Origin of the sequence: Burkholderia sp. SRS-25 (genome assembly GCF_004343765.1) — a bacterium.
Classification (GTDB): domain Bacteria; phylum Pseudomonadota; class Gammaproteobacteria; order Burkholderiales; family Burkholderiaceae; genus Burkholderia; species Burkholderia contaminans.
Genome location: NZ_PTXM01000009.1, coordinates 208,285 through 221,862, shown reverse-complemented (window position 1 = coordinate 221,862; position 13,578 = coordinate 208,285). Strand labels below are relative to the sequence as shown.

At 67.5% G+C, this 13,578-nt stretch carries 9 protein-coding genes; 7 read left to right on the top strand and 2 right to left on the bottom strand.

What is annotated here, in order from left to right; all coding sequences use genetic code 11:
- The first annotated feature begins 171 nt into the window (after positions 1–171).
- From C5O79_RS14545 to dctA, 4 genes are all read left to right on the top strand, one after another.
- Positions 172–1,953: an IlvD/Edd family dehydratase gene (locus C5O79_RS14545; RefSeq protein WP_046546506.1), complete on the top strand. Its 1,782-nt coding sequence runs from the start codon at positions 172–174 to the stop codon at positions 1,951–1,953.
- Between the two features lie 33 nt (positions 1,954–1,986).
- Positions 1,987–3,168, top strand: a complete 1,182-nt coding sequence (locus C5O79_RS14540; protein WP_122478647.1) for a fumarylacetoacetate hydrolase family protein — start codon at positions 1,987–1,989, stop codon at positions 3,166–3,168.
- 172 nt (positions 3,169–3,340) lie between these two features.
- Complete coding sequence (locus C5O79_RS14535; protein WP_046547301.1) at positions 3,341–4,264, top strand: LysR family transcriptional regulator; 924 nt, start codon at positions 3,341–3,343, stop codon at positions 4,262–4,264.
- Between the two features lie 34 nt (positions 4,265–4,298).
- A complete protein-coding gene (dctA, locus tag C5O79_RS14530) occupies positions 4,299–5,639 on the top strand; it encodes a C4-dicarboxylate transporter DctA (RefSeq protein WP_046546504.1) in 1,341 nt (446 codons plus the stop codon).
- A gap of 24 nt (positions 5,640–5,663) precedes the next feature.
- Here dctA and C5O79_RS14525 read toward each other — a convergent pair whose 3' ends face one another.
- Positions 5,664–6,446, bottom strand: coding sequence for a substrate-binding domain-containing protein (locus tag C5O79_RS14525; RefSeq protein WP_039356100.1), 783 nt, complete (start codon positions 6,444–6,446; stop codon positions 5,664–5,666).
- A 61-nt stretch (positions 6,447–6,507) separates the two neighbouring features.
- A complete protein-coding gene (locus C5O79_RS14520) occupies positions 6,508–7,803 on the bottom strand; it encodes an MFS transporter (protein WP_039356098.1) in 1,296 nt (431 codons plus the stop codon).
- A 359-nt stretch (positions 7,804–8,162) separates the two neighbouring features.
- On the opposite strand from C5O79_RS14520, the gene C5O79_RS14515 reads away from it, so the two are divergent.
- The 3 genes from C5O79_RS14515 (at position 8,163) to C5O79_RS14505 (ending at position 13,561) form a co-directional block, all read left to right on the top strand.
- Positions 8,163–9,683, top strand: a complete 1,521-nt coding sequence (locus C5O79_RS14515) for a sensor domain-containing diguanylate cyclase (protein WP_131931420.1) — start codon at positions 8,163–8,165, stop codon at positions 9,681–9,683.
- Between the two features lie 138 nt (positions 9,684–9,821).
- A complete protein-coding gene (locus C5O79_RS14510) occupies positions 9,822–11,408 on the top strand; it encodes a methyl-accepting chemotaxis protein (protein WP_046546502.1) in 1,587 nt (528 codons plus the stop codon).
- A gap of 191 nt (positions 11,409–11,599) precedes the next feature.
- Positions 11,600–13,561 (top strand): phosphatase PAP2 family protein, encoded by a 1,962-nt coding sequence (locus C5O79_RS14505; protein WP_124472593.1) that lies wholly within the window; start codon positions 11,600–11,602, stop codon positions 13,559–13,561.
- Positions 13,562–13,578: the final 17 nt, after the last annotated feature.

Here is a 13,578-nt window from a genome sequence, read left to right as displayed (position 1 = left end):
GCGTCGGCGGGTCGCGATGCACGCAACGACGCCCCGCTCCCTGCCCTCGCGCCACCCGTCGCGCACGACACTCCCTTCCTCCGTACAAAAAACCCGTGCTAACATCCATCCGATGTTACCGGTAACTATCCGGTGCGCCAGAACGAAAAGCCCCTTCGGAGACAGCCCGCCATGTCACACACCCCTCGCCGCCTGCGCAGCCAGGAATGGTTCGACGATCCCGCGCATGCCGACATGACCGCGCTCTATGTCGAGCGCTTCATGAACTACGGGTTGACGCGCGAGGAGTTGCAGTCGGGCCGCCCCGTGATCGGCATTGCGCAGACGGGCAGCGACCTCGCGCCGTGCAACCGCCACCACATCGAACTGGCCGAGCGCACGAAGGCGGGCATCCGCGATGCGGGCGGCATTCCGATGGAATTCCCCGTGCATCCGCTGGCCGAGCAAAGCCGCCGGCCGACCGCCGCGCTCGACCGCAACCTCGCGTACCTCGGGCTGGTGGAAGTGCTGCACGGCTTTCCGCTGGACGGCGTGGTGCTGACGACCGGCTGCGACAAGACCACGCCCGCCTGCCTGATGGCGGCCGCGACCGTCGACATGCCGGCGATCGTGCTGTCGGGCGGGCCGATGCTCGACGGCTGGCACGACGGCAAGCGCGTCGGCTCGGGCACGGTGATCTGGCATGCGCGCAACCTGCTCGCCGCCGGCGAGATCGACTATGAAGGCTTCATGCAGCTGACCACGGCTTCGTCGCCGTCGATCGGCCATTGCAACACCATGGGCACCGCGCTGTCGATGAACAGCCTGGCCGAGGCGCTCGGCATGTCGTTGCCGGGCTGCGCGAGCATCCCCGCCGCGTACCGCGAGCGCGGCCAGATGGCGTACGCGACCGGCAAGCGCGCGGTCGAGCTCGTGCGCGAAGACGTGCGCCCGTCGGCGATCATGACGCGCGCGGCGTTCGAGAATGCGATCGTCGTCGCGTCCGCGCTCGGCGCATCGACCAACTGCCCGCCGCACCTGATCGCGATCGCGCGCCACATGGGCGTCGAACTGGGCCTGGACGACTGGCAGCGCCTCGGCGAGGCCGTGCCGCTGCTCGTCAACTGCATGCCGGCCGGCGAGTACCTCGGCGAGAGCTTCCACCGCGCCGGCGGCGTGCCGGCGGTACTGCGCCAGCTCGATGCGGCCGGCCTGCTGCGGCGCGACTGCGCGACCGTTTCCGGGCGCGCGATCGGCGAAATCGCCGACACCGCGCCCGACGCCGACCGCGACGTGATCCGCACGCCCGACGCACCGCTCAAGCATGGCGCGGGCTTCATGGTGCTGTCGGGCAACTTCTTCGACAGCGCGATCATGAAGATGTCGGTGGTCGGTGAAGCGTTCCGCCGGACCTATCTGGCCGAGCCGGGCGCGGAGAACACGTTCGAGGCCCGCGCGATCGTGTTCGAAGGCCCCGAGGACTACCACGCGCGCATCAACGATCCCGCGCTGCACATCGACGAGCGCTGCATCCTCGTGATTCGCGGCTGCGGCACGGTCGGCTACCCGGGCAGCGCGGAAGTCGTCAACATGGCGCCGCCGGCCGAACTCGTGAAGCGCGGCGTGACCTCGCTGCCCTGCATGGGCGACGGGCGCCAGAGCGGTACGTCGGCCAGCCCGTCGATCCTGAACGTGTCGCCCGAGGCGGCGGTCGGCGGCGGCCTGGCGCTGCTGCGCACGAACGACCGCATTCGCGTGGATCTGAACCGCCGCAGCGTCGACGTGCTCGTGGACGAGGATGAACTCGCGCGCCGTCGCGAGACGGCGAGCTTCACGGTGCCGCAGGCGCAAACGCCGTGGCAGGCACTCTATCGCCAGTTCGTCGGCCAGCTGTCCACCGGCGGCTGCCTCGAGCCCGCCACGCTGTACCTGAAGGTGATCGAACAACGCGGCAACCCGCGCCATTCGCACTGACCCTCCCTGTCCACGACCCTTGCCGAGCTGACCATGCGTACTCTTTCCGTTTCCGACTGCCTGCCGCACGACCTGGCGCAAGCGCTGCTGATCGGCCGTGTGTGGCGGCACGACGGCGCCCATGCGGGCCCGAGCGTCGTTGCCGTGCGCGACGGCGAAGTGATCGACATCACGCGCACCGTACCGACCACCGCGGACCTGTTCGACCGCCCCGACGCGGCCGCCATCGCCCGCACGGCGCCCGGCGAATCGCTCGGCCGCGTCGAGCCGCTGCTGCAGGCGGCGCTCGACGGCACGCGCGGCGCGACCCGCCTGCTCGCGCCGTGCGACGTGCAGGCCGTCAAGGCATGCGGCGTCACCTTCGCCGTCAGCCTGATCGAGCGCGTGATCGAGGAACAGGCCGGCGGCGATCCCGTGAAGGCAGCGGACGTGCGCGCGACCATCGCGGCCACCATCGGCACCGATCTGTCGAAGATCGTGCCGGGCTCGGACGCCGCGATGCGGCTGAAGGCGGAACTCGAGCGCCGCGGCGCGTGGTCGCAATACATGGAAGTCGGCATCGGCCCCGATGCCGAGGTGTTCTCGAAGGCGCAGCCGATGTCGGCGGTGGGCTTCGGCGCGGACGTGGGGCTGCTGCCGGTATCGGTATGGAACAACCCCGAACCGGAGATCGTGCTCGCGGTTTCCAGCGACGCCAGGCCGGTGGGCGCGACGCTCGGCAACGACGTGAACCTGCGCGACATCGAAGGCCGCTCGGCGCTGCTGCTCGGCAAGTGCAAGGACAACAACGGCTCGTGCGCGATCGGCCCGTTCGTGCGGCTGTTCGATGGCGGCTTCACGCTGGACGATGTACGGCAGGCCAGCGTGTCGCTGCACGTCGAAGGCGCGGACGACGGCTTCGTCCTCGACGGCATCAGCCACATGCGCGAGATCAGCCGCGACCCGGCCGACCTCGTCGCGCAAACCTGCGGCGCGCATCACCAGTATCCGGACGGCTTCATGCTGTTCCTCGGCACGATGTTTTCGCCGATCCAGGATCGCGACGCGCCCGGCGGCGGATTCACGCATCACCTGGGCGACCGCGTCACGATCTCCACGCCCGCGCTCGGCGCACTCGTCAACACCGTGCGGCTGTGCACCGAGATCGCGCCGTGGACCTTCGGCGTGCGCGCGCTGTATGCCAATCTGGCCGCACGCGGCCTGCTTGCGCCGTAACGCCCGCGGCCTCGACGCCCCCATCGGCATCGACGCGCAGCAGATCGACGGCCAGGCCGCACGCTCACGCACGCGGCTGCGATCGAGGGTTGCGCGGATACGTGCCGCGCCGATGCGGCCGCCCGGCGAAATCATGCAAAATACGCCCCATCTGAGATGGGGAGACGCGCCCGTGGGGATCAACTTCGACTTGAACGACTTGCAGGCGTTTCGCGCGGTCGTGGAAACGGGCAGTTTCCGAAAGGCCGCGGAATCGGTCAGCATTTCCCAGCCCGCGTTGAGCCGCCGGATCGACAAGCTCGAGGAAGCGCTCGGCGTGCGCCTGTTCGAGCGCACCACGCGTCGCGTCGCGCTCACCACGGTCGGCCGCGTGTTCGCCCAGAGCGCGGAACAGCTGCTCGACGATCTCGATGCGGCGCTGCTCGGCATTCGCGACGTGTCGTCGAGCCGCCTCGGCCATGTGACCATCGCGTGCGTGCCCTCGGTTGCCTACTACTTTCTGCCGGCCATCATCGCGCGCTATCATCAGCGCTTTCCGCGCATCCGGGTCAAGCTGCTGGACGCGAGCGCGAACGAGGTGCTGGGCGCGGTCATCAGCGGTGAAGCCGATTTCGGCGTGAGCTTCATGGGCAGCCAGGAATCCGACATCGAGTTCAAGATGTTGCTCCAGGAGCGGTTCGTCGCAGCCTGTCGCCGCGACCATCCGCTCGCGCGCAAGAAGCGCGTCACCTGGAACGAACTGTACGAGCACGATTACGTGTCGGTGGACAAGACTTCCGGGAACCGTCTGTTGCTCGACCAGGCGCTGGCCGCCGTGGCGCCGCGGGGGCCCAGCGTGTGCGAAGCGCGCCACGTGACGACCCTGCTCGGCTTGATCGAGGCGGGGCTCGGCGTCGCCGCGGTGCCCTCGATGGCGATGCCCGGGCACGACCATCCGATTCTCACGAGCGTGCCGCTCGTCGAGCCGGTCGTCAAACGCCGCGTGGGCATCGTCAAGCGGCGCGGACGGCCGCTCACGCCGGCCGCCGAAGCATTTCACCGGATGATCGTCGACGCGAAGCGTGATGGCATCGCGAACGGCGATGCATCGGTGTGACAACGACACAAGAGACACGAAGGAAGACCGTTCCGTGAGGTTGGCCAGGCTGCTCAAATCGCTCTACGTGCAGGTCCTGCTCGCGATGCTGCTCGGCGTGACCGTCGGTCACGTATGGCCGGACGCAGGCGCGATGTTCAAACCGCTCAGCGACGCGTTCGTCGGCCTCGTGAGGATGACCATCGCGCCGATCGTGTTCTGCACGATCGTCTCGGGCATCACGTCGCTGGCGAACGGGCAGGCAATCGGCCGCACGATCGTGCGGGCGCTCGCGCTCTTCTATCTGCTCACCGCCGTCGCGCTCGCCATCGGGCTCATCACCGCGTTCGTGTTGCAACCGGGCGCCGGCATGCACATCGACGTCCACCATCTCGATTCGCGCATCCTCGCGCCGTACGTGAAGGACGCGCAACCGCACGGGCTCGTCGCGTTCGGGCTGAGCGTGATCCCCGATACGATGCTCGGCGCGTTCGAGAAAGGCGAGGTGTTGCCGGTGCTGCTGCTGTCGCTGCTGTTCGGCTTTTCGCTGAACGCACACCCGCGGGCCGGGCGGCCCGTTCTTGCACTGATCGACGGTGTCGCCCAGGTCGTCTTTCGCGTGCTCGCAATGATCATGCGGCTCGCGCCGCTCGGCGCATTCGGCGCGATGGCCTTCACGGTGGGCCGCTTCGGAATCGGCTCGATCGGCTCGCTCGCGAAGCTGATGCTGTCCTTCTACGTGGCCTGCGGGCTGTTCGTCGCACTGGTGCTCGCCCCGCTCGCGCGGCTGCACGGCTTCGCACTGTGGCGACTCTTGCGCTACCTGCGCGAAGAGTTGCTCATCGTCCTCGCGACGTCCTCTTCGGAGCCCGTTCTGCCACGCCTGATCGTCAAGCTGGAATCGCTCGGTTGCGACAAGGGCGTCGTGGGGCTCGTGCTGCCGGCGGGTTATTCGTTCAACCTGGACGGCACCGCGATCTATCTGACGCTCGCTGCCTTGTTCATCGCGCAGGCGTGCGACGTGCCGCTTTCCGCGTCGCAGATCGCCGTGATGCTCGCCATCATGCTGCTCACGTCCAAGGGCGCGGCCGGCGTTTCCGGGAGCGGGCTGGTTGCGCTGGTCGCCACGCTCGTCGTCATGCCCGACCTGCCCGTCGCCGGTGTCGCACTATTGGTCGGCATCGATCGTTTCATGTCCGAGGCGCGCGCACTGACGAGCGTGATCAGCAACGCGTGCGCGGTGATCTTCGTGTCGATGTGGGAAGGCGCATGCGATCGCGCGCGTCTTGCGCAGCGGCTCGCTGCAGGAGGGCCGGGATCCCCGGACGGGGTCGATGCGGACCGTGCCGCCGCGGATGCCGGCGGCGACGGTGGCGGTGACGGGAAGGCGGTATGACGCAAACCTTCCCGTCGATCAGGCTCAGTGAGCGGGGACGGAATCCAGCCCGGTCGATTTCACGTCGGCCTGCACGTCGGGCGACGCGAGATAGTCGAGCAGCGCCTTCGCTTCCGCCGGATGCTGCGCGCCGACAGGGATGCCGGCCGCGAAGCGCGTGACCGACTGCAGCGATTCCGGAATCTTGCCGACGAAGGTCGCGCCCTTGACCGGCAGCAGCTCGCTCACCTGCTGGAAGCCGATTTCGTAGTCGCCGTTCGCGACGACCGATGCCACCGGAATCCGCGGAATCATCTTCGCCTTCGACTTCACCTGGTCCTCGATGCCGAGCTTCCTGAACAGCTCGCGTTCGATATACACGCCGCTCGCGCTGTCCGAGTAGGCGATCGACTTCGCGTGCAGCAGCGCCTGCTTGAGCCCTTCGGGGGAACCGACGTCGGGTTTCGCCGAGCCGTCGCGCACGACCACGCCGATGCGCGAGTCGGCCAGCTCGACGCGCGATCCGGGGATGACCTTGCCCTGCTTGATCAGGTCGTCCAGCGCATAGCCGACCATGATGACGGCGTCGGCGGGCTCGCCGCGCGCGAGCCGGTTCGGAATCGCTTCGGGCGACTTGCCCATCGACGGGCCGAGCGCGGTAGCGAGCGTGTTACCCGTGTTGGACGCGAACCGGGGGCCGAGCAGCTTGTAGGCGGCGGTGAAGCCGCCCGAGCTCATCACGTGCAGTTCGGCGGCCTGCACGTTGGCAGCCACTGCCGTGGCAAGAACGAGCGCGGCCGCGCAAAATTTCGGGAGCAGGTTTCTCATGATCGTGGTCGTGGTCGTGCGGATTCGTAGGTGTTGGCAAGCATTCCGGATGGACCGGGCTTCAATGCGCGGGCGTCAGCGTCGCCGTGCGGCGACGATAGAGTGCGAACGTCGCGAGCAGCGCGCACACGGCGGCAAAGCTCATCCAGTAGCCCGGTGCGGCCTTGTCGCCCGTCGCGTGAATGAGCGCGGTCGAGATCGCGGGCGTGAAACCTCCAAACACGGCGGTCGCGAGGCTGTACGCGAGCGAGAAGCCTGCGACGCGCACCTGCACCGGCATCACCTCCGTGAGCGCCACGACCATCGCCCCGTTGTAGATCCCGTACATGAACGAGAGCCACAGGAGGACGAGCAGCATGTTGACGAACGACGGCGCGTGAGCAAGCAACGACAGCGCCGGGTAGGCCGTCACGACGGTGAGCACCGTCATGCCGACCAGCAGCGGCCGGCGGCCGATCCGGTCGGACAGCGCGCCGCCGATCGGCAGCCACACGAAGTTCGACACGCCGACGCAGAGCGTCACGAGCAGGCTGTCGGCGGTGCTCAGGTGCAGCACCGTCTTGCCGAAAGTCGGCGCGTAGACCGTGATCAGATAGAAGCTCGTGGTGGTCATCGCGACCAGCATCATGCCGGCCACCACGACGCCCCAGTTCTGCACCAGCGTACCGAACACTTCCTTCATGCCCGGGCGATGCTTGCGCGCCTTGAACTCCTGGGTTTCCTCCAGGTTACGGCGCAGCATGAAGATGAACGGCACGATCATGCAGCCGACGAAGAACGGCACGCGCCATCCCCATGCGGCGATGGCCGACGCGCTCAGCCATTGGTTGAGCGCAAAGCCGAGGCCCGCGGCAACGACGATCGCGACCTGCTGGCTGGCGGACTGCCAGCTCGTGAAGAAGCCCTTGCGGCCGGGCGTGGCCAGCTCGGCGAGATAGACCGATACGCCGCCCAGTTCCGCGCCGGCGGAGAAGCCCTGCAGCAGCCGACCGAGCAGCACGAGCGCGGGCGCCAGCAGGCCGATCGTCGCGTAGCCCGGCACGAACGCGATCAGGATGGTGCCGCTCGCCATGATGGACAGCGTGACGATCAGGCCCTTGCGGCGGCCGACGTCGTCGATATACGCGCCCAGCACGATGGCGCCCAGCGGCCGCATCAGGAAGCCGGCGCCGAACACGGCGAAGGTCATCATCAGCGATGCAAACTCGCTTTGCGCGGGAAAGAAAACGTTGGCGATTTGCGTGGCGTAGAAGCCGAACAGGAAGAAGTCGAACTGCTCGAGAAAATTCCCGGCGGTGACGCGGAAAACTGCAGCGGCCTTCGAACGCTCGTTCGGAAGGCTGGACGAGGGGTGCATCGGGGTGTCTCCTGAAAATCCGGAAATACGCGGGAGGGTGGATCGATTGTCGTTTTCCGGCATGTTCGCTCGTCGCCAGGCAAACGATAAGTGCAATTTTTGGAAGGATTGATGTCGATGGGTTATCAATCGACGGGGTATCGGCGCGTGTCGCCGCACATCGTTCCGCGCACGGCGAACGCCCGATGCAGGGCTTTGCAGGACCGGCCAGGCGGGCTCGCACACGTTTGCGCCCCCGTGCGCGATCGCTCGCGCCCGCGGGCGGCCCTGCGGGCCTCGATTTTCTGTTAACCGTGCCGTTAACCCAGGTTTGACCCGCGCCGGCCCCACTGCCGCCGGCATCCCATACGAGCACGAGCATGGCCGCAACCACCTCGATCGAGAAAATCGCCGACTGGGCAGGACGCAACCATCTTGTCGTCGGGGCACTGGGCACGTTGATGTCGCTGGCGGCGCTCGGGATCAGCGCGGCGACACTGTGGGTCGGGCGCAGCGAAGTGATCGACCACGCGCACGAGACGTCGCGCAACGTCGCCGCCGTACTGGTGAGCCAGATCGCGCGCACCGTCGAAACGTCGAACGACGCGCTGGTCGCGCTCGCGTCCGATCTCGGCAACCCCGCGGTGCGACGCATGGATGCCGGGCTGCGGCACGATCTGCTGTTCGAGCGCACCGCCGCGCAATACGTGACCGGCATGGGCGTGACCGACCGGCACGGCCGGTTGATCGACGGATGCTGCGGCACGACCCATCGTTGGGATTTCAGCGATCGCGACTACTTCAAGGTCCATCGCGATGCCGACAACGTCGGCCTCTACGTGTCCGAGGCCTATCGCGCACGCTCGCGCGGCGGCAAGGAATCGATCGCGCTGTCGCGGCGCATCGACCGGCCGGATCATACGTTCAACGGCATCGCGGTGGTCGCCCTCGACATCGCCTATTTCGAGCAGCTCCTGGCCGGTCTCGATGTCGGGCCGAACGGGGTCAGCGCGATCCTGCGCGCGGACGGCACGATCCTCGCGAGAAATCCGTCGTTGAACGACAACCAGATGAACCACCTGCGCCGCTCGAAAGCCTTCGACCGGATGGTGCACAGCGAATCGGGCTTCTACCCCGCTCGTTCGGTCATCGACGGCACCGTGCGGCTGTATACGTACCAACGGGTGCCGGGCACGCCGCTGATCGCCGTCGTCGCGCCGGCCGAGCGCGACGTGCTGGCGAGCATCACGCGCCTGTCGTGGACGGTAGGCGTGTCCGCCACCGTGATCAGCGCGCTCTTCTGCGCGGTGGTCTGGCTGCTCGCGTTTGCGCTGCGCGACAACCTGCGCAAGCAGACGCTGCTCACGGACCTCACCCGGACCGATCCGCTGACGGGCCTGTGCAACCGCCGCGCACTCGATATCGCGCTGGGCGACGAATGGGAACGGCTGCAGCGGGGCAACAACGGCAGCCTGTCGATCCTGTTCATCGATGCCGACCACTTCAAGCAGTACAACGACCGGCACGGTCATGCGGTGGGCGACACGGCACTGCGCTTTCTCGCCGAATGCATCCGCGCGCACACGCGGCGGCGCGGCGATCTCGCCGCGCGCTACGGCGGCGAGGAGTTCGTCGCGGTGCTGCCGGATACGGACGAAAGCGGCGCCGCGCAGGTGGCGGAGGCGATTCGCCGCGAAGTCGAACGCAACCGGCTCGACGGGTTTGCGGAAACCGTTCCGGCCTTCACCGTCAGCATCGGCTGCGCGACCGGCCATCGCGCGCGCCCGCCGTCCGTGCATGCGCTGTCGCATCAGGCGGACATGGCGCTTTATCGTGCGAAGCGCGAAGGCAGGAATCGGGTGTGTTGCGCGGAAACGGAGCAAATCGCTCACCGGGCTTGACCGGCCACGCAGCGGGCCTGCAATTTTTCGGCGGCGGAGCATACGCAAACGATTGCTTCGAAAACTGTCCAAAATTGTTCATGTACCATTCAGATAATAAGGAAAACTACTCGATGTCAACGAAACTGGACTCCTCACATGAATGATCAACGATTAACGGTTCGCACGAAGCTGACGCTGGCTTTCAGTCTCCTGACGTGCATGGTTCTGCTCGTCTCCATTCTCGGCGTCGTATCGCTCGGCAATGCGAACGCGGCATTCGAGAACTATGTCAACGGCATCAACGCCCGCGCGACCCTGGCGGACAAGATTCTCGCGGCGGTCGACCGGCGTGCGATCGCCGCCCGCAACCAGGTCCTGGCGAACGGGACGCGCGATGCGGACATCGAGAAGGAAGCGGCGCTGCGGGCGGATCGCGAAGTCGGCGCGCTGCTGGGCGAACTGACGAATGCAGTCCGCGAGGGCAGCAGCGCGACCGACAAGGCCCGCGAACTGGTGCGGCAAATCGGGGCGGTCGAGGCGCAGTACGGCCCCGTGGCGCGCGCCATCGTCGAAGCGGCGGCAAACAACCGTCGCGATCAGGCGATCACGATGATCAACGAACAGTGCCGACCGCTGCTGGCCCAGCTCGTCGCGGCCACCGATGCGTATGCGACGTTCTCGCGTACGTTGGCCGCCCAACTGGTGAAGGACTCGGACGACCGTTATACGTCGCGACGACTGATGCTGATCGCGATCAGCATCGCCGCCGCCGCCGCGGCCGCGATCTCGGGCCTCTTCATCACCCGCGGCCTGCTGCGCGCGTTGGGCACGGAGCCTGCCGTGCTCAGCGAGATCGCCGGCCATATCGCCGCCGGCAACCTCGGCGCCGAATCCACGACCGGCGCCGCGCCGGCCGGCAGCGTCCTCGCTTCGATGCGCGACATGCAGGCGAACCTGATCCGCCTGATCTCGGAGGTCCGTACCGCATCGAGCAACGTCGCGACAGGCGCCGGCGAAATCGCGTCCGGCAACCAGGACCTGTCGTCCCGCACGGAACAGCAGGCCGCCTCGTTGCAGGAAACCGCGTCGAGCATGGAGCAACTGACCTCCACCGTGCGCCTGAACGCCGATAACGCGCAGCAGGCGAGCGGGCTGGCCAACAACGCATCGGAAGTCGCCCAGCGCGGCAGCACGGCAGTCGGCCTGATGGTCGACACGATGACGGACATCAGCGCCAGCTCCGCCAAAATCGCCGAGATCACCGCGATCATCGAAGGGATTGCCTTCCAGACCAACATCCTCGCGCTCAACGCGGCCGTGGAGGCCGCCCGCGCCGGCGAGCAGGGCCGCGGCTTTGCCGTGGTGGCCAGCGAAGTCCGGAGTCTCGCGCAGCGCTCGTCGAGCGCCGCGAAGGAAATTCGCGAGCTGATCTCGCAATCGGTCCGGAAAGTCCAGGACGGCTCGCATATCGCGAACAACGCGGGCGAGACGATGAACCAGGTCACGCATGCGATTGCGCGCGTGACCGACATCATGGGCGAGATCGCTGCCGCGTCGAACGAGCAGAGCCGCGGCATCGAGCAGGTGAATCTGGCCATTACGCAAATGGATGAAGTCACCCAGCAGAACGCGGCGCTCGTCGAACAGGCAGCCGCCGCATCGAAGTCGCTCGAGGAACAGGGAGGCCGGCTTGCCGAGGCGGTATCGCTGTTCCGGCTCGACACGCGGGCGGCCGGCGCATAGGCCGGTGCCCGACGCCCTGTCTCGGTGACGGACGACGCATGAATTCCGGCGTCCGTCATGGTCAGCACTCGAAATTAACCAAATAGTGGGAATTTTCGCCCACTGCGTGCGAAACGAAACAATTCCGTAACGACCGCGTAACGATCGCTCACCACAATCCTCCGTCTTCGACCATCAGGATGGAGTCTTGCATGTTTGCGTCACGAAGCCGTTTCCCGCTGCACGTTGCAGCCTTGTCGAGTGCGATCGTGCTGGCTGCGTGCGGCGGCGGCGATGATGTCGTGTCGACCGGCACGATCGCCGCGGCCGTTCCCGCGCCGCCCGCCGACCCCGGCTTCGTCGACAGCGCGCCGATTCCGAGCGCGCCCGCTTTCGTCGACAACGTCGCGACCAACCAGCGCGGCGACGCGCGCTATGCGACGCTGTCGACCAACGCAGCGGTGCGCGTGCTGAGCCGCTTCCTCGATCTCTGGCAGCCGGCGACGATGCTGGTCGACGCGGGCGTGAGCGCGCCGGCGAACGGCGCGTTCCCGGCCATCTCGCCGTCGACCTGCTCCGGGCTGCCGAACAGCGGCGTGCCGTGCGGCACGATCCTGAACGATGCGGTGCTGTCGGCCAACGTGCAGTACGTGATCAACGCGACGACCGCCCGCACGCCGCAGCAGGCCGATGCCGCGTACTACGACGACCGGCGCGGCAAGGGTTACAGCGTGACCGACGGCATGGGCCCGCTCACCGCCGCATGGCGCACCGCGGCCCAGCAGACGACCAGCATCACCAGCGTGCCCGCCGATGCGACCACCGTGCTGTACAACGATTCCGGCAACAACGTCGGCGTCGGCAGCAGCAGCGGCAACGCCAGCTTCGGGAAGGTCGTCGACCTGCTCAACGAAATGGGCAACAACGCGTCGACCGAGCCGTCGAAGCGCTTCTTCAAATATGCGCGCCCGTACCGCTGGAGCACGAGCGTGGTGGTCGCGCCGACGCTCGTGCCGGCGGAAAGCACGACGCCCGCGACCGACGGCGGCTTCATCAGCGGCCACACGGCCGAGGCCGTGCGCGATGCGACGACGATGGCGTGGCTCGTGCCGGAGCGCTTCCAGGAAATGATCAGCCGCGGCCTCGAACTGGGGGAGAACCGGATCCTCGCCGGCATGCATTCGCCGCTCGACGTGATCGGCGGGCGCATGCTCGCGCTGGCCGTCAGCGCGGCGAACCTGACCGCGTATGCGGGCGACGCGCAGGCCGCGTACACGCAAGCCCATCAGACGCTGCAACAACTGACGGGGACGAGCGCCGCGACCTTCTCCGCATTCGCCCACTCCGGCACGACGGCCACCGACCGGTTCGCCGACTACTCGACGAACCAGGCCGCGTTCCTGCGCCGCATGACGTTCGGCTTCGGCGCGATCGAATCGACGAACGCACCGCCGGTCGTGCCGAAGGGCGCGGAGATCCTGCTGCAGACGCGCTTCCCGTACCTGAGCGCCGACCAGCGGCGCGTCGTGCTGAAAACGACCGAACTGCCGTCCGGCTATCCGGTCATGGACGATGCGGAAGGCTGGGGCCGCCTGAACCTGTTCGCGGCAGCCGATGGCTACGGCGCGTTCAACGGCAACGTGATCGTGTCGATGGATGCGTCGCAGGGCGGGCTCAATGCGGCCGACCTGTGGCGCAACGACGTCGCGGGCGCCGGCAAGCTGACGCTGCAAGGCAGCGGCACGCTGACGCTGGCGGGCAACAACAGCTACACGGGCGGCACGCAGGTGAGCGGCGGCACGCTCGCGGCCGCGTCGGCGACGGCGTTCGGCAAGGGCGACGTGTACGTCGGCTCGGGCGGCGGCGTGCAGATCGCGGCCAATGCGCCGGTGACGATCGCGACCCGCTATACGCAGCTCGACAACACGACGCTCGAACTCGACATCGACGGCAACGGCGGCGGACGTATGCGCGTGGGCGGCCCGTTCACCGTCACGGGCGGCACGCTGCATGTGAAATTCGTGAACGGCTACACGCCGAAGGCCGGCGACACCATCGCGCTGATCGACGGCGCGGCGGCTGCCGCGAAGTTCTCGACGGTGACGGTCGACGGGTTCAAGGCAACGCCCGTTTATACCGCGACGGGCGTGTCGATCACGCTGTCGGCGGCGTAACCGGCAGCGACGAGCGT